Genomic DNA, 26,276 nt, shown 5'->3' on the forward strand with positions numbered 1-26,276 from the left:
TCCTTCGCGTCTATTGCTTGGATGCCGGATCAAATTCGGCGTGACGCCAATTTTGGCGGAAAGCCTTCCGCCCTGGCGTCAATCGCGCTTTTGCAATCCGATCACGGCGTGGATCGGCAGTTCGGCGTAAAGATGCGGGAAAAGGGCGCCGCCGCGCGCCTCCTCCCAGCGTATCGCGTCGCCGAGGAGGAGCAGGTCCACCTCGGCGATCATCAGGCACGTCTGGCCCGCGAAATGCTTTGCCAGCGTCGCGTCGAGCTGTTCGCCGGTCGACAGGTGGATATAGCCGTCGGCAATATCCACCGGCGCGCCGCGAAACACGCGCTCGCGCTCGAAATCGGCCCATTGCTGCGCGGTCAGCACCTTATAGGCCGTCGAGGCGGTCATTCGGGCGCGCCGTCCGTCGCGGCTTCGGCTCCTGCTTCGGTGCCGGCGACTTCGTTCTCCGCTCCGCCGGTTTCGCCGGCTTCCGTGTCTTCCTCGTCGCTTTCCTCGATCAGCGCCGCCGATACGACATGCTCGTCCTTGGCGACGTCGAACAGGCGCACGCCCGCCGAGCCGCGGCCGATGACGCGCATCGAATCCAGCCCCATGCGGATCAGTTTCGCCTGATCGGTGACAAGCATCAGTTGATGCACCTTGGTGGCGGGGAAGCTGGCGACGACAAGACCGTTGCGGGCGATATTGTCGATGTTGGTAATGCCTTGGCCACCGCGGCCGGTGCGGCGATATTCATAAGCCGACGACAATTTGCCATAGCCATTGGCGCAGATGGTCAGGATGAACTGTTCGCGCGCGGCGAGTTCGGCCATCCGCTCCCCGCTGAGCGTTGGTTCGTTTTCATTGTCCTTCCAGGGCGCGGCACGCAGATAGGCTTCGCGCTCGTCGCCGGTCGTACCGACGCGGTGGAGGATCGACAGCGAAATCACTTCATCGCCCTCGGCCAGCCGCATGCCACGCACACCGGTCGAATTGCGGCTCTGGAATTCGCGGACATCGTCGCCGGCAAAGCGGATTGCCTTGCCCTGACGCGTCGCCAGCAGCACGTCGTCGCTTTCGTCGAGCAAGGCGACGCCGATCAGGCGATCGTCCTCATCCTCGCCCTCGAACTTCATGGCGATCTTGCCGTTCGTCGGGACGTTGGTGAATGCGTCCATGCTGTTGCGACGCACGCTGCCCTTCGCCGTGGCGAACATGACGTGGAGCTTGCCCCATTCGGCCTCGTCCTCCGGCAGGGGAAGGACCGTCGAGATTGTTTCATCCTTGCCGAGCGGTAACAGATTGACCATCGGCCGCCCGCGTGTGGCGGGACCGCCCTCGGGCAGGCGCCAGACTTTCATTCGATAGACTTTGCCAAGGGTCGAGAAGAACAGCACCGGCGTGTGCGTCGAGGTGACGAACAATTCGGTGACGACATCCTCGTCCTTCGTCGCCATGCCGGCGCGGCCCTTGCCGCCGCGGCGCTGGGCACGGAAGGTGTCGAGCGGGGTGCGTTTGATATACCCGTCGAGAGTGACGGTGACGACCATCTCTTCGCGCTCGATCAGATCCTCGTCGTCGATGCCGTCGGCAGCCGGGGCGAGGAGAGTGCGGCGCGGGGTGGCGAATTCGTCGCGCACCGCGATCAATTCTTCGCGCATCACGGCGACCAGCTTGTTACGGTCGGCGAGGATGCTCAAAAGCTCCTCAATTTCGTCCGCCAGCTCTTTGAGTTCCTTTCCGATATCGTCACGGCCCAAGGCGGTCAGACGATGCAGGCGCAGGTCAAGGATCGCCTTCACCTGCGTTTCGGACAGGCGATAGGTGGCGCTTTCCTCCATCTCGCCCTCGATCGCTTCGACGAGGCGGATATAAGGAGCGATGTCGCCAACCGGCCATTCACGGGCAAGCAACGCATCGCGCGCTGCCGACGGGCTCGACGAACCGCGGATGATGCGGACGACTTCGTCGAGGTTCGACACCGCGACGACGAGGCCAAGCAAGATGTGGGCACGGTCGCGCGCTTTCGCGAGTTCGAACTTGCAGCGGCGGGTGATCACTTCCTCGCGGAAGGCGATGAACGCCTCGAGGATCGTCTTCAGCCCCATCATTTCGGGGCGGCCGCCGCGGATCGCCAGCATATTGGCGGGGAAGGAGGATTGCGCCGGAGTGTGACGCCACAATTGATTGAGCACGACTTCGGCGGTCGCGTCGCGCTTCAGCTCGACGACGACGCGCACGCCCTCGCGGTTGCTCTCGTCGCGAATGTCGGCGACGCCCTCGATCCGCTTGTCGCGCGCGGCTTCGGCGATTTTCTCGACCAGACCCGATTTGCCGACTTGAAAGGGGATGGAGGTCAGCACGATCGACTGGCGGTCGTTTCGGCCTTCTTCGATGATATGCGTCGCGCGCACCATCACCGAACCGCGTCCGGTGGCATAGGCGTTGCGGGCGCCACCCTGTCCCAGCATCATCGCACCGGTCGGAAAATCGGGGCCGGGGACGATCGCCATCAGTTCGTCGAGGGTGATTTCGGGATTGTCGATCGTCGCGAGCGTTGCGTTGATCACTTCGCCGAGATTGTGCGGCGGAATATTGGTCGCCATGCCGACCGCGATGCCGCCCGCGCCGTTGACGAGCAGGTTCGGGTAACGGGCCGGCAAAACCTGCGGTTCCTGACGGCTGGCATCATAGTTCGGCTGGAAGTCGACGGTGTCCTTGTCGAGATCGCCGAGCAGGGTCATCGCGACCTTGGCGAGGCGAGCTTCCGTATAACGCATCGACGCCGGCGGATCGGGGTCCATCGAACCGAAATTGCCCTGACCGTCGATCAGCGGCGCGCGCATCGACCAGTCTTGCGTCATGCGCGCGAGTGCGTCGTAGATCGAGCTGTCGCCGTGCGGGTGATAGTTACCCATGACGTCGCCGACGATCTTCGCCGATTTCTTATACGGCCGGCCGGGGACGAAGCCGCCTTCCTGCGCCGAATAGAGGATGCGGCGATGCACCGGTTTCAGGCCGTCGCGCACATCGGGCAGCGCACGGCTGACAATCACGCTCATCGCGTAATCGAGGTAAGACGTCTTCATTTCATCGACGATGTTGATCGACGAAACACCGTCTTCCGACGGCGGCAAATTCACATTTTCTTCGGTCAAGACCCGGCCTTTTTTCTTCTTTCGGGAGATGTTTTTTCCCTAGCCGATGGGGACCGTGAAGGCCAGCGATTCGCGCGATTTTTGGCCAGATTTTTCGGGTTTGAAGCGTGCCGGAAACCGGGCGCAGCGGCGCGCGCAGATCGCGGCGCTTTTGGGCCGTCCTGCCGCAATTTCGCAGCTTGCCAATCGCCTCTTCGCCCGTAAAGGTCGGCGGCGATGACCGTTTTTTCGTCCGGTGCCCGCCGATGGCCCTGATCGCGCTGATCGGCGCCAGCGAGGCGCTGCCCGACGGCAGCTTGCGCGCGCTCGTCACCGTGGCGGGAGAGACGCTGATCGAGCGGCAGGCGGCGCGGCTGGCCGATGTGGGCGTGACCCATATTGCGGTCGCGGTCGGCGCGGTTCCGGCCGAATTGCTGGCGACATGCGACCGGATCCGTCGGCGGGGCATGCGGGTGACGTCGGTGCGCGCTGCTGGCGACCTGATGGCGATGGTCGAAGGTGATGACCGGATCATATTGGTTGCCGACGGACTGCGCGCCGGCGGCACGCATTATGCGGCAATCGCGCGGCCCGGGTCGCCGGCGATCCTCGTCACCGGCGATACGATGTTGACCCAGGGGTTCGAACGGATCGACGCGACGCGGCGCTGGGGCGGGCTTGCGTGCATTTCGGACAAGATGGTCGCCGAGCTTGCGGCGATGCCGGGCGAGTGGGACATGATGCTGACGCTGCTGCGGCTCGCGGTGCAGGCGGGCGCGCGGCGGCTCTATTGCGAACCGGCCTTGTTCGAACAGGGCGAGATTGCGATCGTCACCGACCGGCCGACAGCGGCGCTGATCGAGCAATCGAGCCTGCAACAGGTCGAATATGGCGGCATGGGATTTGGCCGGTCGGCGGTGATGATGCCGTTGATCCGACTGGCCGGGCCGCTGTTGGTGAAGTCGCCGAACACCGCGCGCTATCTACCTTATATTACGGCCCTCTTATGGATTATCGTCGCGCTGCTCGCGGCAAGCGGGCTTGCGGCGGCGGGTGCGCTCGTCGCGGTCGTAGGAGGGTTTGGCCTTACCGCGATGCGCTTCCTTTCTGCCTTTCGTGCAGAAAGTGCGGCGCAAGACCGCACTCGCGAGGTGATCCGTACCTTTGCCTGGGTGCTTCTCGCGATATTTCCATGGCTGCTGTCGCTTGCGGGCCCCGCACACAAGATGCCGCCCTTTTCCGAGGCGGCGCTTGCGCCCTGCCTTGCGGCGGCCATTCTTCTCGCGCGCTGGCTTTATGAGGATTCGGGAGAGAGAAGGCGCTTTCACTGGCTGCTTCCCGACGCCGATCAGGCGTGGATATTGCTCGCGCCCGCGCTGTTGTTCGGCTTTGCGCCGTTGATGTTTGCGATCCTGCCGCTGCTCGCGCTTTTACAGATACTTCTCTGGCTGCGCCTGGCCCGACGACCGGAAAGCCGGTAAAACAAAGCGCTTCAAGGTTTAAGGCCTATTAACGCTATGCTGCTATTGGCGGATGCGCATGGCCGAATCCTTCATCTTGCCCGGCATTGCCCTGCCGTCGCCGACGCTGTCGGCGCGCCTGCGCGAACTTGCCGATTATCTGGCCGCGCCGGCCGATGGGCGGCTGACAGAGGAGCAGCGCGCGCTTTCGCTGGGTATCGCACGACGGCTCGTTACCGATGTTGCCGTGCGGCTCGATTTGGGCATCGATACGGGCGCGCTTTGGCGCGACTGGTTGGCTGGCGGCTTGCCCGGACCCGAGCGTTTCGCTCGCGCGTGTTTCGCGCGTGCCGAGGAACATCGCTGGCGCGAACAATCGGCGCAGCAGAGCGGCCCGCCCGAAATGCTGCCCCGCGAATCCAATGGGCTGGGCGACGAAGAGCCGGCGGTCCGCGAGCCCTTATCCGCAATGGATCGCGCCTATCTGATGCTTCAAATCGCCGACCGCCGTCGTTTCGATGCTCTCGGTCACCCGGCGCTGGCGGTTGCCGACCTCGATCCCATGATCTTCCGTGCGCTGCTCAACGACGTTGCTGCATGGCGCCTCGGCCAGATCAGTCAGGATCAGGGCCGCGCCGCCGCACTCGGCGATGCAGTACGCGCAGCGATGGACGGGCAGGCCGATGAGCGTGGCATCGACGCCGCTGCCAGCGGCTATCATGATATGCTCGCGGAACGTGGCGCACTTTCCGACACGGCGGCGACCGCGATCGCGCGGCACGACTGGCCGGTGCTGATCGCGCTGGCTGCGGCTGCGTCGGATCGCAGCTATAGCGATACGGCGCTCGCGTTGCTGACGGCGGAGGCCGCGGCATTGCCGTTGCTGTTTGCGCCGTTACAGCTTGATCGGATCGCGCTCGCACCGCTCGAAGCGTCGCTGGCGATGCTCTCGGCGCGCGCCGTTGCGGGTCAAGGTGACGGCCAGTGACGGGCGATCATCTCATCAGCGGTCGCGTCGATCAGGCGGGTCTGCTCGTCAGCGCCGATGCATCGCTGCTGCGCTTGCAAGAGCGTGCGGGCGCGGGGCTCGGCAAGCCATTGGCGCTGCCGCATCTGGCGCGGCTTGTCGCGCTGGCGCAGCGGCTCCAGACCGACATTAATCGCCCACTCTATACCGCCGACGATCATAGCGACGTCCATGCGCTCGTCCGCATCGTTCCCGATTCCGATGGCGCAAGCGTCGAGATCAGCGATTGGCGCACGCGTCCGATCGCTTCCCCGCACATGCCGGCGCTGGCCGAGACCAGTGTGACCCCGCAAAGCTGGACGTGGGAATGCGACCCGCAATTGCGCATGGTCGCGCTGCGTTCGGGCACCGAGGCGCCGCCGATCCCTCGAGCTTGGGAAGGGCATTCGCTGTCCGAACTGTTCGAACTTCAGCCCGACGAGGAAGGCCGCTTTCCGGTGCTGCGCGCGCTGGCAAGGCAGATGCGGTTTGACGGGCAAAGGGTACGCGCCGATGGGCCGACCGCGCGGGTGTCGATGATCTTGTCGGGTGAGGCTTTGTTCGATGCGACGGGGCGTTTCACCGGTTTTCGCGGTATTGCTACGCCTGCCGATGAGCCTGCGGCGGAACATATGGCTCCGGTACAGTCAGCGATCGATCCGGCGTTCGGATCTTTGCCGCTGTCCGATCCGATTTTCGGACGGCGGATCGATGGCGCGCTGCGCGGGCCGCTCAGCCGTATCATCGCAACGGCAGAGACGATCTCGGGCCAGCTGGAGGGGCCGATCCGCGCCGATTATGCGCGTTATGCCGGCGATATCGCGCATGCCGGGCGCCATTTGCTCGGCCTCGTCGACGATCTGGCCGACTTGCAGAATATCGAGCGCCCGGGGTTCAAGGCTGCGGCTGACGAGATCGATCTTGGCGACCTCGCGCGCCGGGCGGTCGGCTTGCTCGGCATGAAGGCGGAGGAAAAGGGCATTCGCATCGATGTCCCGCGCACCGATGACCAGATGCCTGCGACGGGCGAGTTCCGCCGCGTGCTGCAGGTGCTGCTCAATCTGCTCGGCAATGCGATCCGCTATTCGCCCGAAAATTCACTGATCTGGATCCGCGTCGACCGGGAAGGCGACCGGGCTATGGTGACCGTCGCCGATCAGGGCCAAGGAATCGACCCTGACCAGCAAGCGGTCGTGTTCGAGAAATTCGAGCGGCTGGGCCGCACCGACAGCGGTGGATCGGGGCTCGGCCTTTATATCGCGCGCCGCCTGGCGCGGGCGATGAATGGCGATCTGACAGTCGATAGCGCCCCGGGGCAGGGCGCGCGCTTCACATTAAGCTTGCCGGCGCGCAACGTCTGAATCGAAACGGCGGCACAGTCGCCTGCGCCGCCGTTGGAAATTCGCTTTAAATCGAAAGCTTAACGCTTGTCGACCGCCACATAGGGACGATGCGTCGGGCCGGTGTAAAGCTGGCGCGGGCGGCCGATCTTCTGCGCGGGATCCGAAATCATTTCGTTCCACTGCGCGACCCAGCCGACGGTGCGGGCGAGTGCGAAGAGCGCGGTAAACATCGTCGTCGGGAAACCGATGGCCGACAGGATTACGCCCGAATAGAAGTCGACGTTCGGGAACAGCTTTTTCTCGACGAAATAGGGATCGTTGAGCGCCATTTCCTCAAGCTGCAGCGCGACTTCGAACACCGGATCGCTGACCTTCAGCGCGTCGAACACTTCGCGCACGGTCTTCTGCATCACCGTCGCGCGGGGATCGTAGTTTTTGTACACGCGGTGGCCAAAGCCCATCAGGCGGAACGGATCATTCTTGTCCTTCGCGCGCGCGATATATTCGGGGATGCGGTCGGGGGTGCCGATTTCGCGCAGCATGTTGAGTGCGGCTTCGTTCGCGCCGCCATGCGCAGGGCCCCACAGGCAGGCGATGCCCGCCGCGATGCACGCGAAGGGGTTGGCGCCCGACGAACCCGCCAGGCGAACGGTCGAGGTCGACGCATTCTGCTCATGATCGGCGTGCAGGATGAAGATGCGGTCGAGCGCGCGCTCGACGACCGGGTTGACCACATATTCCTCGGCGGGAACGCCAAAGGTCATGCGCAGGAAATTGCCGGTGTAGCTCAGCGAATTGTCGGGATAGACGAAAGGCTGACCAACCGAATATTTATACGCCATCGCCGCGATCGTCGGCATTTTCGCAATCAGTCGGTGGCTGGCGATCATGCGCTGGCGCGGATCGTGGATTTCGGTCGAGTCGGGGTAGAAGGCGCTGAGCGCGCCGACGACGCCGCACATCACTGCCATCGGGTGCGCGTCGCGGCGGAAACCGCGATAGAAAGTCGCAAGCTGTTCGTGCAGCATCGTGTGGCGAGTGATCGTGTTTTCGAACGATGCCAGTTCGCCAGCGTTCGGCAGCTCGCCGTTCAGCAGCAGATAGCAGGTTTCCATGAAGCTGGAGTTTTCGGCGAGGTCGCCGATCGCATAGCCGCGATGCAGCAATACGCCCTCGTCGCCGTCGATATAGGTCAGCTGCGATTCGCAGCTCGCCGTCGACGTGAAGCCCGGGTCATAGGTGAAGGCACCGGTTTGGGCGTAGAATTTGCGGATATCCACGACATCCGGGCCGACTGTGCCGGACAGCACAGGGCTTTCGATATTCTTGTCGCCCAGAGTGATTTTCGCGTTCTGGTCGGTCATGGCTTTCCCCTTATCAATGGGCTGAGACGGTGATTGGCTACGCCCCTGCCGGAAAATTGTGCGCTGCGTCAAGTCGCGCCAGGCTGGTATCGCGGCCAAGCAGCAGGAGTACGTCGAAAATTCCCGGCGATATCGTTCGCCCGGTCAGCGCGGCGCGCAGTGGCTGGGCCAATTTGCCGAGTCCGACGCCCGCAGCTTCGCTTTCCTCGCGAATGGCAGCTTCGACCGATTCCGGCGACCAGTCCGACAACGCGCGTAAGCGGTCGGCGATCGACGACAACATGCCCTCTGGCGTGTCCTTGAGCACGGCCGCCGCCTTTTCGTCGAAGGTCAGCGGCTCGGGCACGAACAGGAAGGTCGCGCCATCGGCGATTTCGTGGAGCGTCTTGGCGCGCGGTTTCAACGCAGCCATCGCTTTTGTCAGCAACGCCTGATCGTCGGCGGTCAGATCGCGGCCGACGAGTTTGCCCGTCATGGGTGCGACCAGCGCGGCGAGGCGGGCATCGTCGGCCTCGCGGAGATAATGGCCGTTCAGATTCTCTAGCTTCTTGAAATCGAAACGCGACGGTGAGCGGCCGACATGGCCCAGGTCGAACCATTCGACGGCCTGCGCGCGGCTGATGATTTCATCATCGCCATGTCCCCAGCCCAGCCGCAGGAGATAATTGTTCACCGCCTCGGGCAAATATCCCATTTCGTCGCGATAGGCATCGACGCCCAGCGCGCCGTGGCGTTTCGACAGCTTGGCGCCATCGGCACCGTGGATCAGCGGGACGTGGGCATAGACGGGTTCGCGCCAGTTCATCGAACGCAACAGCGCGACCTGACGGAAAGCATTGTTCAGATGATCGTCGCCGCGGATAACATGCGTGACGCCCATGTCATTGTCGTCGACGACGACGCTGAGCATATAGGTTGGCGTGCGGTCGCTGCGCAGCAGAACGAAATCGTCGAGTTCGGCATTCTGGACGGTCACGTCGCCTTGTACGCGGTCGCTGATCGTCACGGCGCCTTCCTGCGGCGCGCGCAGGCGGATGACGTGAGGGATGGCAGGGTCGCCATCGTTGCGGTCGCGCCAGGGGCTGCGAACGCGGAAGGGAAGGCGCTTTTCCTGCGCTTCAGCGCGCATCGCCGCCAGTTCATCCTGCGTCAGATAACAGCGATAGGCTTCGCCCTTGGCCAGCAATTCATCGGCGACGGCGGCATGACGGTCGGCGCGTGCGAATTGAAATACCGTCTCGCCATCCCAGTCGAGGTCGAGCCAGCGCATCCCGTCGAGAATCGCGTCAATCGCGGCGTCGGTCGAGCGTGCGCGGTCGGTATCCTCGATGCGGAGCAGGAATTTGCCGCCGTGATGGCGCGCGAACAGCCAGTTGAACAGCGCGGTGCGCGCACCGCCGATATGCAGAAATCCGGTCGGGGAGGGCGCAAAGCGCGTCACCACATCGGCGCCAGTCGCTTCGCCTGCAATTGCTTGGTTTTCGGTTGCCACCAGCTTCTCTTTCAATCACTCTGTCGCCCCGGATACAGGTGCGGGGACGGGGGTCGGGGGAGCCCCTAGCATGGCGACAAGGCAGCTTCAAACGCCCATTGGCACACGGTGGGTTACGGCATGGCGCAGCTTGGGCGACGGACTCGAAGCGCGGCTGGAGGCGGAGCGTGAGCGGATCGGGCTTTGGCTGCCGGTCGCGCTCGGCGCCGGGGTGGCTTCCTGGTTCTTCCTTCCGGCTGCGGCGCATTGGATCGGCCTGTTGTCGTTGCTCGCCGCGGGCGCGCTCGTCGGACTGCTGATCGGTTGGCAGAGCCGGGTTGGACGGGTGATCGCTGTCGGTTGCGGTGTGATGGCGGCGGGAATATTGCTGATCTGGGCGCGGTCGCTGTGGGTAGAAGCACCGGTGCTGGCACGGCCGATTGCCACCGAATTTTCCGCTTTTGTCGAACGCGTGGAGCCCTTGCCGGCGCGCGGCCAAGTTCGTTTCATCGTCCGGCCCCATGATCGGTCGGACCTGCCGCCACGAATGCGGCTTACGGCCGACAGCGAGCGAGCAGGCGACATCATGCCCGGCGAAGATATTGGCGTTCGCGCCCGGTTGATGCCGCCGCCCGCGGCGAGCTTGCCCGGCGGCTATGATTTCGCGCAGCGCGCCTGGTTCGATCGCATCGGAGCAGTTGGCACGATTTTGGGTGAAATTGCGCGGGTCGACGGACGGGGCGCACGTGCACCGCCGCTACGCGCACGGCTGAGCGCGCATATTCACGAACAGCTCGAGGGATCGACGGGCGGCATCGCCGCGGCGCTGGTTACTGGCGACCGCGGTGCGATTGCGGAGGCCGACGAAGAAGGGATGCGGCGCAGCGGGCTGGCGCATCTTTTATCGATCAGCGGGCTGCATGTGACCGCGGTGGTGGGTTTCGCGATGCTGCTGACGATGCGTCTGCTGGCGCTCAACCGGCGACTGGCGCTTGCGGGATATGTGCTGCCGCTCGCCGCCGCCGCCGGAGCGATTGCGGGCGGAGCCTATACTTTGCTTGCGGGAATGGAGGTGCCGACGCTGCGCTCTTTCATCGCCGCGCTGCTGGTCCTCTTCGCTTTCCTCCTTGGGCGTGAGGCCTTGACCTTGCGACTTGTGGCGGCGGGTGCGCTGATCGTGCTGATCTGGCGCCCTGAATCGCTTGCGGGGCCGAGCTTCCAGCTGAGCTTTGCTGCGGTCACCGCGATTATTGCGCTTCACGAAAGCCGCTGGATGCGGGCATTTCTCGCGCGTCGCGGGGAATCGTGGGTTATCCGGCTGGGGCGCGGCATTGTCGGATTGCTGATCACCGGTCTGGTGGTCGAGGTCGCATTGGCGCCGATCGCGCTGTTTCATTTCCACAAGGCCGGGCTTTATGGCGCGCTCGCCAATGTCGTCGCGATCCCGCTGACCACCTTCGTCATCATGCCGGCCGAGGCGCTGGCCTTGCTGTTCGACAGTGTCGGGCTGGGTGCCCCCTTCTGGTGGATCGCGGGGCAGGCACTAAACTTGCTGCTCGCGCTTGCGCACGCGGTCGCGGCGGCGCCGGGGGCGGTCGCGATGTTGCCGAGCTTTCCTGGCTGGGGGTTCGGCTTTGCGATCTTTGGCGGGCTATGGCTGCTTCTCTGGCAGACGCGGTGGCGCCGCGCGGGTTTCGTGCCGCTCGCTATCGGTGTAGCTGCGCTACTCGTGCAGCCTCGCCCCGATCTGCTGGTGACGAGCGATGGGCGGCATATTGCGGTCGCTGTGCCGGGCGGCGGCTATGCGCTGCTCCGCGACCGCGCGGGCGATTATGTCCGCGACACGATGGCCGAGGCGGCGGGTCACGATGCGCCGCTGGCTGCGCTTGCGGATCTTGATCATGTCGAATGCAACCGGGACTTCTGCCGCTGGAGGCAGGGCGAGGGTGCGGTTCAACGCACCATCCTCGCCTCGCGCGGACGCGATCGGATAGAGGGCACGGAAATGGCGGCGGCGTGCGCGGCCGCTGATGTTGTGATCAGCGATCGCTGGTTGCCGCACGAATGCGTTGCTCGCTGGCTCACGATCGACCGGGACAGCCTGGCGACAAGTGGCGGGCTCGCTATTTATCTGGGCGACGATCCACACATCGTCACCGCGCTGCGAACGGGCGACGCACATCCATGGCGCCGCCCGCCGCAGGTCAGTGGTAACGACGAAGCAGTCCCGACAGCCGACCTTGCACGATGACGCGATCGGCGGCGTAGCGCTGCGGTTCATAGGCGCTGTTCGCCGGGTCGAGCCGGATCATCTGGCCTTCGCGGCGGAAATATTTGAGCGTCGCATCCTGCCCGTCGACCAGTGCAACGACGATATCGCCCTCGCGCGCGGTGCTGGCCTTCTGGATCAGCGCATAGTCGCCGTCGAAGATGCCGGCTTCAACCATCGAGTCGCCCGACACTTCGAGTGCATAATGTTCGCCTGCGCCAAGCAGCGCGGCGGGAACGGCGAGGTTGTTGTGATCCTCAAACGCCTCGATCGGCACGCCTGCGGCGATCTTGCCATGCAGCGGCACTTCGATGACGTCGTTCGCGGCGATGGGGCGCAGCGCGGGGGCGGGTTTGCGCAGCGGAACGATATTGTCGCGATCATTGCGCACCGGCGCACTGGCTGCCTTTGCGGCCTCCGGCACCTTCAGTACTTCGAGCGCACGGGCGCGATTGGGCAGTCGACGGAGAAAACCGCGTTCTTCCAAGGCACTGATAAGTCTGTGGATCCCGGATTTGGATTTGAGGCCAAGTGCTTCCTTCATCTCCTCGAACGAAGGCGAAATGCCGCCCGCGTCGAGCCGTTCCTGGATGAAGTGGAGCAGTTCATGCTGCTTCGCCGTCAACATCGTTCATTCTCCATGATGCCAAATACCGGACATAAGGAGAACGATAGTGGAACAGAGCGGAACTTGTCAAGGGATGGCGATATAATCGGCGATATCCCTGAGGTCGCGTGGCGGCGCGCCGATCTCGCGGATGATCAGCGCGTTGGCGGCGATCAGCGGAAAGGTCTGGCCGCTGTCCTGTGAGGTGAAGGGCGTAAGCCGGCCCGCATCGAGTCGCGCGCGGATATAGTCGCGGCGGCCATCGCCCGCGGTCAGCGGGGTGGCGAGCGGCGCCTGATGGATCGGCGGCAATGGATCGCGTGCGCCCGCGAGGTGGCGAACGAGCGGCAACAGGAACAATGTTGCGGTGACGAAAGCTGACGCGGGATTGCCGGGGAGGCCCAGCAAAACAGCGTCGCCGATGGTGCCTGCGATCAGCGGCTTGCCGGGGCGCATCGCGATCTTCCAGAAATCGATGCGGCCGCCGGCATCCTCGAGCGCGCCGCGGACATGATCATGATCGCCAACCGAGGCGCCGCCGACGGTGACGATGACGTCATGGTGGCGTGCCAGATCCTTGAGAATGCTGGAGAGAAGGTGGCGGTCGTCGCGGGCGTGGAGCGGCATACTGACAAGCGCGGGCTCGGCGGCGAGCATCGCCGCGAGCATGACGCCATTGCTATCCGGGATCTGGCCGGGGACGAGCGGGCGGCCCGGCTGAACAAGTTCGTCGCCCGTGGTGAGGATTGCGACACGCGGCTGCCCGCCGACGTTCAGGGAGCCCGCGCCCGCCATTGCGGCAGCGGCGATCGCGCCGGGGGTGAGAAGCGCGCCGGCGCCCAGCAAATGCGCGCCTTTCGCAAAATCCCCCGCGCGGGCGCGGACGTGACGGCCGCGTTCGCGGGGGCCTTCGCCGGATAATATCAGCTTTTTTCCGTCGGTTGCCGTGTCTTCCTGAACCAGAATCGTGTCGGCGCCGACAGGGAGCATCGCGCCGGTAAAGATGCGCATCGCTTCGCCAGTGCCGATCGAGCGAGGCGGTGCGGCCCCGGCGGCGACGTCGCCGACGATGGTCCATGGCCCGGGCAGGTCGGCGAAGCGCATCGCATAGCCATCCATAGCCGACAGGGGCGCGGCAGGCTGATCGCGGATCGCTGTCACATTGTCTGAAAGATATCGTCCAAGTACATCAGACAAAGCGATATTCTCTGACTTGAGCGGTTCGCGGGCCGCAAACAACCGCGCCTGCGCCTCATCGACCGATATCATTCGGCGCGCCAGTCACCCGAGCGACCGCCGCTCTTTTCGAGCACGCGAATGTCGCCGAGGATCATCGCGCGGTCGAGCGCCTTTGCCATGTCATAGAGGGTGAGCAGCGCGACCGAAGCAGCGGTCAGCGCCTCCATCTCTACCCCGGTCGGGCCGGTCGTTGCGGCGGTGGCGCGGACAGATATGCCGGTTTCTTCCCATTCGAATTCGACGCCCACCTTGGTGAGCGCGAGCGGGTGACAGAGCGGGATCAGGTCGGCTGTGCGCTTCGCCGCCATGATCCCCGCGATGCGGGCGGTCGAGAGAACATCGCCTTTGGGGGCATTGCCGGTGCGGATCGCCTCCAGAGCGTCGGCCGACATGGTGATGCGGCCACCCGCGACGGCGCGGCGCGGGGTGGCGGCTTTGGCGCCGACATCGACCATAGATGCGGCGCCGCTTTCGTCGAGGTGAGTCGGTTTGTTTGTCATGCGGATGGAGCGAAGCAAGGTGCGGGGGGAAAGGCAAGCGGCGATAGGGCGGCCTTGCGTGCCGGGAGATGGCTATATGGGGGGAGCGTGCGCTTTTCTTCTCGTGCAGGTCTCGACCGGACGGGCACGGGCAAGGGACAACTGGACGGTTGTTGTTCGTCCGGACTCGTCGCAATAGGCGGCTGTTCACATGGCGTTGCTATCGAAAGGCCGAAATGTCTCCTGTCGTCGTCGGCCTGCTTCTCGCTTCGGCGCTCATCCATGCGATCTGGAATGCCATTGTCAGAAATGGCAAGGACCGCTTTTGGTCCATAGCGGTCATATGTCTGGTCGGGGCCATCGCGGCCTTTCCCTTCGCGCTGGCCCTAGGCGCGCCCGCGCCGCCAAGCTGGCCGTACCTCATCCTGTCTTCGGTGTTGCAGATCGGTTATAGTCTGTTTCTGGTCCGGGCTTACCGTGATGGCGAGCTATCGAGCGTTTATCCCATAGCGCGGGGTAGCGCGCCCTTGCTTGTCACACTCGGTGCCGCCCTGATCGCCCGTGAGTTGCCCGACACCGCCGGGCTTGCAGGAATTGCCTGTGTCTCCTCGGGTATCATCCTGTTGGCGCTTGGAGGCAATCGCCCCGACCCCAAATCGGCTGTCGCGGCGTTCGTGACGGGCATTTTTATCGCCAGCTATATGGTCGTCGACGGACTTGGTGTCCGTTTGTCGGAAAGCGCGCCGAGCTATGCCGCTTGGCAAGCTGTCACCGCGGGACTGTTCATCCCTTTGTCCTTCGTCGTTATCCGGCAGCGCATTCCCGCCCTGCCGCGTGGAAAAGAGGGCGTGCTGGTCGTTGGCGCCGGGATACTCAGCACCCTCGGCTATTGCATTGCAATCTGGGCCATGAGCCAAAGCGCAATGGGCGGAGTTTCCGCAATTCGCGAGACCAGCATATTATTTGCAGCACTGATCGGCGCCTTCGTGTTGGGCGAAAAGATGACCGTGCCGAAAATATTGGGCGCGGTAATGGTGACGGCTGGCGTAATCTGTCTCTCGGCGGGGTGACGACCCGTGGGCAAGCCGGCTTTTGCTTTTTGGGGAGCTTGCCCGGCTTCCCGTCCCTTTTCGGCCGTTCGCTGTCGATCCGGACGAAGTGACCGGAATCATCATCTCTTTCATCGTTATCCCGGACTTCTTCCGGAGTCCGTTGTTGCGGCGTGGAAGGGATGGATTCCGGATCAAGTCCGGGATGACGAATTAGAAATGTCCGGAAACGACCGATTTTCGCCATTCCAGTGATTGCCAGAGCGTCCTGTTATCGGACGTTCATTGGATCAGGGCACCGACTTGCCTTGGTTTTTTCCGGATGCGCCCGAGGCGGTCTAAAACCCGAATACGCTTTAACGGAACACCTTGATATTCGGTTGTAGAGCTACGACCACTCTGGTCGGTTACCAAAAGTAACACTCGCTGCCCAAGTGGGGTTGTATCGAAGGTCGCAGACAAGACCTTGAAGTCTGCGGCCTGTGCCCCGTTACTATCACAAAATTCGGGCAGAGCCTCCGCAAAGAGAGCGACAGCGACTTCGAAGCTGCCAGACGGTTTTCCACGCACAACGCGACCGTTGAGAAAATCGACTTCTATCAATGCTTCTGGAGATGACGCCGCTTCGCCAAATACATCCATGGGGTAGTGCCCAATCACGAACCCCAAGCCACTGGCCATCGAATCTGCGAGATTATGCCCTATGGCGCAAAGGCGATCATGCTTCATACACTGACTTTGCCAGCATTTGCGTCCGGTTTCTACATATGCTCGCACCGAAGCAGACAGTCACCTTACCACCCCATATCTGACGTTGCTTCGCGTACCCCGCCAGCGCTTTCCTCAGACGCTCAGGGCGCGTGCCAGTGCGACCCATTCGGCGACGGTGACCGTTTCGGCGCGGCGGGTGGGGTCGATGCCGAGGGTTTCCAGCGCGGCGACCGCACCTTCGACGCCTTTCAGGCTCTGGCGCAGCATCTTGCGGCGCTGGCCGAAACCCTTTTCGGTGAGCTTTGAGAGCAATGCCGGCTTGACGCCCTCGGGCTGGTCGGCGGGCGTGACATGGACGATCGCCGACATCACCTTGGGCGGCGGTGTGAAGGCCGATCGGTGGACGCGCATCGGGATTTTGGCGGTCGTGCGCCACTGCGAAAGGACGCTGAGCCGGCCATAGGCAGAGGTGTCGGGTCTGGCGATGATCCGTTCGGCGACCTCGGCCTGGAACATCAGGGTCAGCGATTGCCAGCGCGGCGGCCAGCTTTTGGGTTCGAGCCAGCGCGTGAACAGCGCGGTGCCGACATTATAGGGCAGGTTGGCGACGATATGATAAGGCTCGCCGCCCGTCAGCGCGTCGACATCGACCGCCATCGCATCGTCGGCGATCACCTGGAGCTGGCCCGGAAAAACCTCACCCAGTTCGGCGAGCAGCGGCAGGCAGCGGTCGTCGCGTTCGACCGCGATCACCCGCGCTCCGGCACGGAGCAGCGCGCGCGTCAGGCCGCCGGGACCGGGGCCGACCTCGAACACCGTGGCGCCGTCGAGATTGCCGGGCAGCGCGGCGATGCGGTCGAGCAATTGCTCGTCGAACAGGAAATTCTGTCCCAGCGCCTTGCTCGCCGACAGGCCGTGCGCGCGCACGGTTTCGCGCAGAGGCGGCAGGTTGCGCGTCGGTTCGGCTGTCACGCGGCGGGAACGGCGTTGCGTTCGCGGCTCGCGGCGAGCGAGGCGGCGAGCGCGATGGCGGCGATCGTCGGCCGCGGATCGGCCAGACCTTTGCCCGCGATGTTGAATGCGGTGCCATGGTCGGGCGATGTGCGGATGATCGGCAGCCCGAGGGTCAGGTTGACCCCGTCGTGAAAGTGCAGCGCCTTGAACGGTGCGAGCGCCTGATCATGATAGCAGCAGAGTAGCGCGTCATAGCGGGTGCGGACATGCGGCGCGAACAGGCTGTCCGATGCCAGCGGGCCGTCGATAGCAATGCCTTCGCTTTGCAATTGCTCGATCGCCGGCTGAATGATCAGCGCTTCTTCATTGCCCAGATCGCCGCTTTCGCCAGCATGCGGATTGAGGCCTGCGATCGCCAGCTGCGGTTCGGCGATACCGAAATCGCGGCGGAGCGCACGGGCTGTGACGCGTGCCTTGGCGATGATGAGGTCGGTGGTCAGCCGTTCGGTGACTTCGGACAGCGGAATATGGACGGTGAGCGGCACGACGCGAAGGCCGGGGCCGGCGAGCATCATCACGGCATTGGTTGCGGTGACGCCGCAGCGTTCTGCGATGAATTCGGTCTGGCCGGGGTGGGTATAGCCGATGCCGTGCAGAGCGAATTTGGACACCGGTCCGGTAACCAGCGCGCAGCTTGCCTGCGTCCGGGTCATCCCGATCCCGGTCTCGAGGGCGTGGAGCGCGCAGGTGGCGCCCGCTGGAGTCGGCGTGCCGGGGGTCAGCGGGCCGCTGTCCTCCAGATGCCAGACGGGCAGCGCATCGTCGAACGTCCTCAGCGCCTCTTCCATGTCGCCGACGCGCGCGATCGGGCCGTCCCATACCGCCGCGATCGCGGCGATATCGCCGATGGCGACGAACGGAGGCAGATCATATTCGCGGCGCGCCATCCAGGCGCCACCGGTGACTTCGGAGCCGACCCCCGCCGGGTCACCGATGGTGACCGCGATCGGACGTCGAGGATTGTTACCGGGCATCAGCTATATTCGATCACAGCGTCCCGGCGCAGGTCGCGCAGATAGCGTTGGGCGCGCTTGTTGACCTTTTCTTCCAGCAGGCGGTTTTCGATTTCCTGCAAATTGGGCGCCGTCGCGGTCTGCGGCATGTCGCGGCCGCACAGGACGAGGACGCTGATGCCTTCGTTCGCCGCGCCAAAGGGCTGAGTCGTCTGGCCGATCTGCAGATTGACCAAAGTCTGCTGCAACGGCGCGGGCAGTGCGCGCATCGCCATATTGTCGCGCGATACCACATCGGCACCCAGTTTCTGGGCCACGGCGTCGGCAGCGCCGCAACCGGCGATGGTGCGCGTGGCTTCGGCGAACTGACTTGCCAGTTCGGATGCACGGGCCGGGGTCGTTCCTGCGGGGAATGCCAGCGAAAGCTGTTTCAGGCTGAGCAGCGCGTCGCGCGGATCGGCGGTCAGCACCTGACGGCGGTCGATCATCAACATGATCGACATACCGCCCGGCACCTCGATCGGGCCGACCATCTGACCGGGTTGCATCTGCGTAGCCGCTTCGGCCATCGAGGCCGGGAGCTGGCCGGCCTTCACCCAGCCGAGATCGCCGCCGACGACCGCTGTCGAAGCTTCGGAAAACTGGCGCGCATAGGCGGCGAAGCTGCCGCCACCCTGCAGCGCCTGAATGATTTTCTGGGCGTTTTCGTTCACCGCTGCGGCATTGTCGGGGGTCGCCGACAGATAGATTTCGCCGAGGTGGAATTCATCCTGTCCCTTGGCGTCGTTCATCCGCTGCACGACCGATTCCACCTCTTCGGTCGAGACGTTGGTCGTCGATTGAATGTTGCGCGACAACAGGCGGTCCCACGCGAATTCGCCGCGGATCTGTTGCTTCACCGCGGCTGCCGACGATCCCTTGGACGTCAGATAGGTGGTGAATTGCTCGGGCGTCTGCTTGAAACGCAGTGCGAGGCGCGCAAACTGTTCGTTGATCAGATTTTCGTCGATCGAGATTTCGGCTGCCCGGGCTTCCTGAATCTGCAGCTTTTCGTCGATCAGGTTGCTGAATACCTGACTGCGCAACCTTTGTTCTTCCTCAGGCGGCAATTCGGCATTGTTGTTGGCGATACGGATCAACGCCATGCGCTGCGCAATGTCGGTTGCCGTGATGATTTCGCCATTCACCGTCGCCGAAGGGCGATAGACATTGGCCTTGGCATCGCCATAAAGCTGAACATTACCCGGAATGCCGAGGCTGGTTGTCGGGACTTCGTTATCGGCAACGGTCTGCGCCAGCACTGGGGCCGCGCCGACGCTCGCTACGGCGATCAGGCCGATGATGGTCGAAAATTTGGTCATTGCTACCCTATTCGAGAAATAACGGCTTGCTCCGTATCAGCGGACACGCCCGATGGTCCAGCGCAATCCGCCAATGGGACCTTTTACGAGGCTCTGATTAGGTCTCCCACGCTGAACGCAAGCTGAGCAGAGCGGTGAAGGAACCCTGGCAAAAAGACATGAGGCTGCTTTTACTGAACAAAAGCCGCCATCAGAAGCCGAGGTTGCGAAAGGCGATGCGGAAGGAAAAGCTGTTGCCGCGCCGGGCGTCACCGGTATCGATATAGTCGCGGCGCCAGGTCAGGGCGATCGACAGGCATTCGTCGTCATAGGCAACGCCCAGCCGGTGCCGAATCGGTTCGAACCCGTCGGCCTGACTGCCCGGATCATCATGCTGACTGGTCAGGTCGACGATGGCCGAACCGAAAAGCGACCAGTTGTTCATCATGGCGACGCGCCCACCGATCCGCGCTTCTTCGCGGTCCTGCAGATCCTCTCCCAAGAGCAGGATGTCACGGTTAAGCCGCGAATAGCCCAGCACGGCATAGGTTGAACGGCCGCCGATCGTGGCGTCGAATTCATTGCGGCGAACCGCGAAATTATCCTTGTCGAGCCGGAAACGGTGGGTGAGGCGCAGGAAGTCGCGATAGGCGATCGTCGTCCGTCCGACGACGTCGGACGTGCGATCGGTCAGGCCGGTGCCGTCGGGGAACAGCGTCGGTTTTTCCGACAAGCGATAGCTTTGGCCGACGACGCTGTTGATGCTGAACCCGGGGCGGGTGAAATTCCATTCGACGCCATAGGTGATGCGTGCGCCATCCTCGAACCGGTCATAGCCGTTGAAGCGGTTGATCGAGAAGAGATTGCCGTCCTCCAGGTCGAAGGCCCGCGAATCCTCGTTCGGGATGTCCAGATTCTTGATCTGCGGGGTCGCGACGACCTGAATGCGTGGGGTCAGTGTTTGCGTGCCCCCCATGAATTCTCCAACGAACGGCCAGCGCATGTCGGCGGCGACTGCGGCGATCCCGCGCGCCTGCCAGCCCGATTTGCCGCGATAGCCGGGGATCGGGGTCAGCAGATTTTCGTCGCTGTGATACACGTCGCCGCGCACCAGCGCGGTCAGCGTGACTTCCTGTCCCAGTCCGGTCAGTCCGCGCAAATCCCAGCGTGCGCCAGCAAAGGCGCGCTGCGTATCCTGTCCGGCGGTGCGGCCGATCGCCAGCGTGTTGAGCTGAAGCTCGACCTGTCCACCGAGCAGGGGATCGGCAAGCCGCTGGCGGTAATCGATGATCGGCAATGCAATCGGCTGTTGCCCCTGCGCATCGCCCGCGCGCAGCGTTTGTGTGGCCCATCCGGCGATCGACAAATAGCTTTGGCTGCCGATCCGTTCCAGTTCGAACGTCGAGCGCAGCCGGTCGTCGCGGCTGATATCATAGCGCCGCATGAAGGTGCGGTCGGTGGTGATGCGGCCCGAATAGCTGAAGCTCCAGCGCGGATCGAACTGGAATTTGCCCGCGCTTTCCAGATAGCCGCGAAATTCCTTTCTCTGGGCGACCCCTGATCCGGTTGCCGTCAGGGGAAGGACCGAACTATAGGTCGCATAGCCGTTGACGCGGAAGGATCCGATGTCGGTCAGTGCGCGAAATTCGCCTTCGATCATCGGCGCCGCGTTGGTGTAGACATGCGGCGTGATAGTGGCATCGCGGTCGGGTGCGATGCGCAGATAATAGGGCACTGCGATTTCGAACCCGTTGGTGCGGTCGAGCCTTACTTCGGGGACCAGAAGGCCGCTGCCCGCGTCGCTGTTCGCCGGATGGCTGAGGCCGGGTAGCGGGATCAGCGGCAGGCCGAAAATCTCGACCCGCGCGCCCTTGTAGCGAATTTTGTTCTTCGTGCGGTCGTAGATCACGCGAACGGCGCGGATCTTCCAGCTCGGATTCTTGATGCACCCCGCATTATCCTCGACCGGGCAGGGGGTATAGGCGGCATTTTCCAGTTCGATATTGCCGTTTTCGAAGCGGGTGCCGCGCACTGCGGCGAGGCGCGCGCCATTGTCCAAGACGACCAGCAGATTGTCGACGACGCCGTCACGCAGCGTGTCGGTCAGCTCTATCTTGTCGCCATAGGCGGTGTCGCCTTCGGGATTGGTGATCGCGACATTGCCTTCGGCAAAGACCCGGCCGGTCTTGCGGTTCCACGTGACCTTGTCGGCGCGCATCGCAATCGCCTCGCGATTCATCGCGACATGGCCTTCCGCGACGACGATTTCGGTTTCGCTGTCGTAATTCAGATTGTCGGCGGCAAAGCCGATCTCGTCTTCGTCCGCGGACCTGGGGGCGTCGGCGATGGTCGGGACGACGTCGGGGGTTTGCAGGTCGGGCTCGCCGGAAACCTGCGGGGGAGGCGGCGAGTCGCCTTCGGTCTGGGCGTGCACCGGACTGGCGACGATCGCCAGCCCGCTGGCTGTCGCCAGCCACAAAAGCCGCCTGTTCATTGCCCACGGGAGCAAAGCCAATGTCATTGCGTTACTTTGTCCCACACCTTTGTCGCGTCCGCCCGGGCTTGGACCGGCTGCTTTGTTTTTGCAACTCGCAAGCGAAACCCCTATCGGTCCGGCACGTTCCAATCAATCATCGCATAAGAGAGTTACAGGATGGACATTCAGTTTGTCGCGCAAATCGATGCGTCTGCCGACGTCATCGCCTTTCCGGTCCGCAAGGGCGAGCTGGCGGGGGCGGGCGGAGCCCATGGCGCGTTGCTCGTCGCGGCGGCCGGGCAGGCCCGGTTCGAGGGTGCGGCGGGCACGATCGCGGAGACTGCGGCGGTCGATGGCGACCGCGCGCTGCGGCTGATTCTTGTCGGTATCGGCGAAGGCACGGTGCATGACCTCGAACGCGGCGGCGCGGCGCTGACCGCGCGGCTCCAGACCAGCGGCGTCACCGCGGTTCACGTCGATTTCGCCAGCGTCGCGCGCAGCGACGAAGATGATGTTCTGGCTTTCGCCATGGGCGCACGGCTTCGCAACTGGCGCATCGACACCTATCGCACCCGGCTGGCGGACAATGCCAAGCCCAGCCTGAAGAGCATCACCATCGCGTCGCCGCACGGCGACCTGTCGGGGCGCTGGGCCGAATCCGAAGCGATCGCCGAGGGGGTCGCGCTGACCCAGTCGCTGGTCGCCGAACCGCCGAACATTCTCTATCCCGAAACCTTCGTCGAACGCTGCCAGCATCTCACCGACCTTGGCGTCGAACTGGAAGTGCTCGACGAACGCCAGATGAAGGCGCTCGGCATGGGCGCGCTGCTCGGCGTTGCGCAGGGATCGACGCGTCCGCCGCGCCTGCTCGCCATGCGCTGGAACGGCGGCAAGCCGGGCGAAGCGCCGGTCGTGTTCATCGGCAAGGGCGTCACTTTCGACACTGGCGGCATCAGCCTGAAGCCCGGGCCGGGCATGGACATGATGAAATGGGACATGGGCGGCGCGGGCGCCGTCGCGGGCGCGATCAAGGCGATCGCGGGCCGCAAGGCGAAGGCGAATGTCGTCGGCGTCGTCGGCCTTGTCGAGAATATGCCCGACGGCAATGCGATGCGCCCCGGCGACATCGTTACCACCATGTCGGGCCAGACGGTCGAAGTACTCAACACCGATGCCGAAGGCCGCCTTGTCCTTTGCGATGCGGTGACGTGGGCGCAAAAGGCATATAGCCCGACGGTGATCGTCGATCTGGCGACGCTGACCGGCGCGATGGTGATCTCGCTCGGCCATGAATATGCCGGCATTTTCGCCAATGACGATGGTCTTGCCGCGCAGCTGATCGCGGCGGGCGATACCAGCAACAACCGGCTGTGGCGCTTCCCGCTGTCGCCCGCTTACGACAAGCTGATCGACAGCCCGATCGCCGACATGAAGAATATAGGCCCGCGCGAAGGCGGGTCGATCACCGCGGCGCAGTTTATCAAGCGCTATGTCGACGAGGGCGTCACATGGGCCCACCTCGACATCGCGGGCACGGCTTGGGCCGACAAGGATGGTCCGGTGTGGGCAAAGGGCGCGACGGGCTATGGCGTTCGCCTGCTCGATCGCTTCATTGCCGCCAACCACGAAGGCTGAAGAGAACAGGGAAGGGGAGCATGGCGCGCGTCGACTTTTACCGGCTGACCCGCGATCCGGTCGAACGGGTGCTCCCCGCCCTCGCGACGCGCATATTGGGCGCGGGCGACCGCCTGCTCGTGGTCGCCGCGCCTGCGATGCAACGGCAGGCGATCGATGAGGCACTGTGGACGCTGCAACCCACCAGCTTCCTGCCGCACGGCGCTGCGGGGTCGCCCGACGAGGCGATCGAACCGATATTGATTGCGGGCACGCTGGGCCCCGCGCCCGCCAATGGCGCGCGGCTGGTTGCGCTTGCCGACGGCGAATGGCGCGACGAGGCGCTGGGTTTCGATCGCGTCTTCCTGCTGTTCGATAACAGCCGCATCGACGATGCGCGCGCGACATGGCGCACCCTCGCGGCGCGCGACGATGTCGATAACCGCTTCTGGAAACAGGACGAGAATGGCCGCTGGTCGGAGGGGCCATAGAGCGTCGGGGCTGTGACATCTGTCACCGACAAAGGGGGAGGACGCCGCCAATGCGGCCCGAGATGTTCCAGCCCTGACAGGAGTTCCGGCCATGACGACCCGCGTAACATTTCCCGCTCTTGCCGCCACCATCGCAGCCGCACTGCTCATCGCCGGTTGTGGATCGCAATCGGAAAAGGAGGTTGCCAGCGGCACCTATACCGACCCCGAAACCGGCAAGACCACCGATTACAAAATCAGCAGCGGCGGTGACGGCGAAAATGACAAGGTGACGATCAAGACGGAGGAGGGCGAGGTCGAGTTCGGCGGTGTCGCCAAGCTGCCCGCCGGTATCACGCCCTATCCGGGGTCGAAGATGACCGGCGGCTTTGCGGGGTCGGGCAAGGACGGGAAGGGCGGCCTCGCGAGCTTTGAGGTGAAAGGCAAGGCCGCCGATATCATCTCCCATTACCGCAAGCAGATCGAGAGCGCCGGGATGAAAGTGACCTCCGAAATCGCCGCCGAGGATACGATGATCCTCGGTGCCGAAAAGCCCGGCGACGCCAAGACGACAATCCAGATCAATGCGATGCAGAATGGCGGCATGGTGGAAGGCGCAATCACCTATAGCGGGGGCTGACCCCGTTCGCGCTCTGTCCTTGCGGTGCAGCCAAAGCGCCGCTAGAGGCGCGCCCATCGCAACAGATAATAAACCAGGAGCTTTCCCATGGCGGTTACCCGCACCTTTTCGATCATCAAGCCCGACGCCACGCGTCGCAACATCACCGGCGCTGTCACCAAGATGCTGGAAGAAGCCGGTCTGCGCGTCGTCGCATCGAAGCGTATCCACATGAGCCGCGAACAGGCCGAAGGCTTTTACGCGGTCCACAAGGAACGCCCCTTCTTCGGTGAACTCGTCGAATTCATGATCAGCGGCCCCGTCGTCGTCCAGGTCCTCGAAGGCGAAGACGCGATGCAGCGCAACCGCGACATCATGGGCGCGACCAACCCCGAAAACGCCGAGCCGGGCACGATCCGCAAGGAACTGGCCGAAAGCATCGAAGCGAACACGGTTCATGGTTCGGACAGCGACGAGAATGCGGCGATCGAAATCGCTTACTTCTTCAAGCCGGAAGAAATCGTCGGCTAAAAACGCGTCGCCCCGCGAAGGCGGGGCCGCTGGCGGCGTAAATCGGCAGCGATGCGTGAAACGACGGCGGCCCCTGCCTTCGCAGGGGCGACGAGCTGAAACAAAAAGGCCGTCGGAGCGATCCGGCGGCCTTTTTCGTCAAAATTCGTCGGCGACGCCCATCAATCCCGCCAGCTTCTTCGGCGCCACCGCTAGCCAGCTTTTGCGCAGCCACTCGCCGATCGCGTCCCAGTCATTGTCGCCCGCGTCGAGCCGCACGCCGACCCAGCCGTCGCCGAAATAGGCGGGGCGGTAATAGCGGTCTTCGTCTAGTTCGATCAGCATCGCCTGTTCCTCGGCGCCGCTGATCTTTACGAGGATCGCGATCTTGCCGTCGCCATGATGGTCCTGCGTGAAATAGGCGAATTTCTTGCCCTTCACGATCCCGAAGCACGGCATGCCGTGCGAGGTGACTTCGTCGGCTTCGGGCAGCGCCATCGCCATTTCGCGGACGCGGCCGAGCAGATAGTCGGGGCTGCGTTCGCGCATCACAAAGGCGGCAAGGGTGGGCGGATAAAGCTGATGCTCGGCGAACTGGACCCGCTTGGCGAGGCTTTCGGCGGTATCGCCGGGCGCGATCGCGACGGGGGTCTGCGCGAGCACCGGGCCGTCGTCGACCCCCGGGGTGACGATATGGATGCTGCACCCGCCGAAGGCATCGCCCGCATCGATCGCACGGCTGTGGGTGTCGAGCCCCTTGTAGAGCGGCAGCAGGCTGGGATGGATGTTGATCATCCGGCCTTGCCAGCGGGCGACGAAATCGTCGCTGAGGATGCGCATATAGCCTGCGAGCGCGACGAATTCGGTTCCCGCCGCGCGGAGTTGTTCGTCGACCAGCGCGTCGAAGGCGTCGCGCTTCATTCCCTTGTGCGACAGGCTCCAGGTCGGGATGCCTTCGGCCTCGGCGAGCTTGAGCCCCTGCGCGTCGGGGACGTTGCTCGCGACGAGGATGATTTCATACGGGCAATCGGCGGCCTTCGCGGCGTAGAGCAGCGCCGCCATATTAGTTCCGGTGCCGGAAATCAGGACGGCGACTTTGGCCTTCGTCACAGAGCGACCCCTTCAATCCGTTCGTGCCGAGCTTGTCGAAGCACTGTTCTTGTTTT

The 26,276-nt window shown here is 63.8% G+C and carries 22 protein-coding genes; 9 read left to right on the forward strand and 13 right to left on the reverse strand.

Annotated features, from left to right (window positions below; all coding sequences use genetic code 11):
- Nucleotides 1–78: 78 nt before the first annotated feature.
- Complete coding sequence (locus tag ACSYDV_RS08225; RefSeq protein WP_438323309.1) at nt 79–387, reverse strand: DUF952 domain-containing protein; 309 nt, start codon at nt 385–387, stop codon at nt 79–81.
- Nucleotides 384–3,068: a DNA gyrase subunit A gene (gyrA, locus tag ACSYDV_RS08230; protein WP_438323653.1), complete on the reverse strand. Its 2,685-nt coding sequence runs from the start codon at nt 3,066–3,068 to the stop codon at nt 384–386. The genes ACSYDV_RS08225 and gyrA overlap by 4 nt, the downstream gene beginning before the upstream one ends.
- Nucleotides 3,069–3,382: 314 nt before the next feature.
- On the opposite strand from gyrA, the gene ACSYDV_RS08235 reads away from it, so the two are divergent.
- From ACSYDV_RS08235 to ACSYDV_RS08245, 3 genes are read left to right on the forward strand one after another with little or no spacing between them, the layout of a single operon-like run.
- On the forward strand, nt 3,383–4,597 hold the full coding sequence (locus ACSYDV_RS08235; protein WP_438323310.1) for a hypothetical protein: 1,215 nt from the start codon (nt 3,383–3,385) through the stop codon (nt 4,595–4,597).
- A gap of 58 nt (nt 4,598–4,655) precedes the next feature.
- Nucleotides 4,656–5,564 (forward strand): hypothetical protein, encoded by a 909-nt coding sequence (locus ACSYDV_RS08240; RefSeq protein ID WP_438323311.1) that lies wholly within the window; start codon nt 4,656–4,658, stop codon nt 5,562–5,564.
- Entirely contained in the window at nt 5,561–6,943 is a 1,383-nt protein-coding gene (locus ACSYDV_RS08245) for a sensor histidine kinase (protein ID WP_438323312.1), read from the forward strand. Before ACSYDV_RS08240 ends, ACSYDV_RS08245 begins: the two co-directional genes overlap by 4 nt.
- A 59-nt stretch (nt 6,944–7,002) precedes the next feature.
- Here the strand turns inward: ACSYDV_RS08245 and ACSYDV_RS08250 are convergent, their stop codons facing one another.
- Both ACSYDV_RS08250 and gltX read right to left on the reverse strand, forming a co-directional pair.
- Complete coding sequence (locus tag ACSYDV_RS08250) at nt 7,003–8,289, reverse strand: citrate synthase (RefSeq protein WP_438323313.1); 1,287 nt, start codon at nt 8,287–8,289, stop codon at nt 7,003–7,005.
- Between the two features lie 37 nt (nt 8,290–8,326).
- Nucleotides 8,327–9,781, reverse strand: coding sequence for a glutamate--tRNA ligase (gene gltX / locus ACSYDV_RS08255; protein ID WP_438323314.1), 1,455 nt, complete (start codon nt 9,779–9,781; stop codon nt 8,327–8,329).
- A 70-nt stretch (nt 9,782–9,851) separates the two neighbouring features.
- Between gltX and ACSYDV_RS08260 the strand changes: the two genes are divergently transcribed.
- A complete protein-coding gene (locus ACSYDV_RS08260; protein ID WP_438323315.1) occupies nt 9,852–12,011 on the forward strand; it encodes a ComEC/Rec2 family competence protein in 2,160 nt (719 codons plus the stop codon).
- Here the strand turns inward: ACSYDV_RS08260 and lexA are convergent.
- The 3 genes from lexA to moaC all read right to left on the reverse strand — a co-directional run bounded on the left by lexA (nt 11,965) and on the right by moaC (nt 14,375).
- Nucleotides 11,965–12,657: a transcriptional repressor LexA gene (gene lexA / locus ACSYDV_RS08265; RefSeq protein WP_438323316.1), complete on the reverse strand. Its 693-nt coding sequence runs from the start codon at nt 12,655–12,657 to the stop codon at nt 11,965–11,967. The two genes, ACSYDV_RS08260 and lexA, sit on opposite strands and share 47 nt — an antisense overlap.
- A gap of 66 nt (nt 12,658–12,723) precedes the next feature.
- Complete coding sequence (locus ACSYDV_RS08270; RefSeq protein WP_438323317.1) at nt 12,724–13,905, reverse strand: molybdopterin molybdotransferase MoeA; 1,182 nt, start codon at nt 13,903–13,905, stop codon at nt 12,724–12,726.
- Nucleotides 13,902–14,375 (reverse strand): cyclic pyranopterin monophosphate synthase MoaC, encoded by a 474-nt coding sequence (gene moaC / locus ACSYDV_RS08275; protein ID WP_438323318.1) that lies wholly within the window; start codon nt 14,373–14,375, stop codon nt 13,902–13,904. Before moaC ends, ACSYDV_RS08270 begins: the two co-directional genes overlap by 4 nt.
- A 215-nt stretch (nt 14,376–14,590) precedes the next feature.
- Between moaC and ACSYDV_RS08280 the strand changes: the two genes are divergently transcribed.
- Nucleotides 14,591–15,424: an EamA family transporter gene (locus ACSYDV_RS08280; protein ID WP_438323319.1), complete on the forward strand. Its 834-nt coding sequence runs from the start codon at nt 14,591–14,593 to the stop codon at nt 15,422–15,424.
- A gap of 261 nt (nt 15,425–15,685) precedes the next feature.
- Here ACSYDV_RS08280 and ACSYDV_RS08285 read toward each other — a convergent pair whose 3' ends face one another.
- The 5 genes from ACSYDV_RS08285 to ACSYDV_RS08305 all read right to left on the reverse strand — a co-directional run bounded on the left by ACSYDV_RS08285 (nt 15,686) and on the right by ACSYDV_RS08305 (nt 21,915).
- Nucleotides 15,686–16,132: a hypothetical protein gene (locus ACSYDV_RS08285; protein WP_438323320.1), complete on the reverse strand. Its 447-nt coding sequence runs from the start codon at nt 16,130–16,132 to the stop codon at nt 15,686–15,688.
- Nucleotides 16,133–16,246: 114 nt separating this feature from the next.
- Nucleotides 16,247–17,086 carry a 16S rRNA (adenine(1518)-N(6)/adenine(1519)-N(6))-dimethyltransferase RsmA gene (gene rsmA / locus ACSYDV_RS08290; RefSeq protein ID WP_438323321.1) on the reverse strand — a complete coding sequence of 280 codons (840 nt, stop codon included), beginning with the start codon at nt 17,084–17,086 and terminating at the stop codon, nt 16,247–16,249.
- Nucleotides 17,083–18,102, reverse strand: coding sequence for a 4-hydroxythreonine-4-phosphate dehydrogenase PdxA (gene pdxA / locus ACSYDV_RS08295; RefSeq protein WP_438323322.1), 1,020 nt, complete (start codon nt 18,100–18,102; stop codon nt 17,083–17,085). Before pdxA ends, rsmA begins: the two co-directional genes overlap by 4 nt.
- Nucleotides 18,102–19,442, reverse strand: a complete 1,341-nt coding sequence (locus tag ACSYDV_RS08300; protein WP_438323323.1) for a peptidylprolyl isomerase — start codon at nt 19,440–19,442, stop codon at nt 18,102–18,104. The genes pdxA and ACSYDV_RS08300 overlap by 1 nt, the downstream gene beginning before the upstream one ends.
- 190 nt (nt 19,443–19,632) lie before the next feature.
- Entirely contained in the window at nt 19,633–21,915 is a 2,283-nt protein-coding gene (locus tag ACSYDV_RS08305; protein WP_438323324.1) for an LPS-assembly protein LptD, read from the reverse strand.
- A gap of 159 nt (nt 21,916–22,074) precedes the next feature.
- Between ACSYDV_RS08305 and ACSYDV_RS08310 the strand changes: the two genes are divergently transcribed.
- From ACSYDV_RS08310 to ndk, 4 genes are all read left to right on the forward strand, one after another.
- Nucleotides 22,075–23,532: a leucyl aminopeptidase gene (locus tag ACSYDV_RS08310; RefSeq protein WP_438323325.1), complete on the forward strand. Its 1,458-nt coding sequence runs from the start codon at nt 22,075–22,077 to the stop codon at nt 23,530–23,532.
- A gap of 20 nt (nt 23,533–23,552) precedes the next feature.
- Nucleotides 23,553–24,002 (forward strand): DNA polymerase III subunit chi, encoded by a 450-nt coding sequence (locus ACSYDV_RS08315; protein ID WP_438323326.1) that lies wholly within the window; start codon nt 23,553–23,555, stop codon nt 24,000–24,002.
- A gap of 91 nt (nt 24,003–24,093) precedes the next feature.
- Nucleotides 24,094–24,621, forward strand: a complete 528-nt coding sequence (locus tag ACSYDV_RS08320) for a hypothetical protein (RefSeq protein WP_438323327.1) — start codon at nt 24,094–24,096, stop codon at nt 24,619–24,621.
- Nucleotides 24,622–24,708: 87 nt separating this feature from the next.
- Nucleotides 24,709–25,131, forward strand: coding sequence for a nucleoside-diphosphate kinase (gene ndk, locus ACSYDV_RS08325; protein WP_088473235.1), 423 nt, complete (start codon nt 24,709–24,711; stop codon nt 25,129–25,131).
- A 138-nt stretch (nt 25,132–25,269) separates the two neighbouring features.
- Here the strand turns inward: ndk and purN are convergent, their stop codons facing one another.
- Complete coding sequence (purN, locus tag ACSYDV_RS08330) at nt 25,270–26,220, reverse strand: phosphoribosylglycinamide formyltransferase (RefSeq protein ID WP_438323328.1); 951 nt, start codon at nt 26,218–26,220, stop codon at nt 25,270–25,272.
- Between the last annotated feature and the right edge of the window lie 56 nt (nt 26,221–26,276).

Origin of the sequence: Sphingopyxis selenitireducens (genome assembly GCF_051550705.1) — a bacterium.
GTDB lineage: Bacteria > Pseudomonadota > Alphaproteobacteria > Sphingomonadales > Sphingomonadaceae > Sphingopyxis.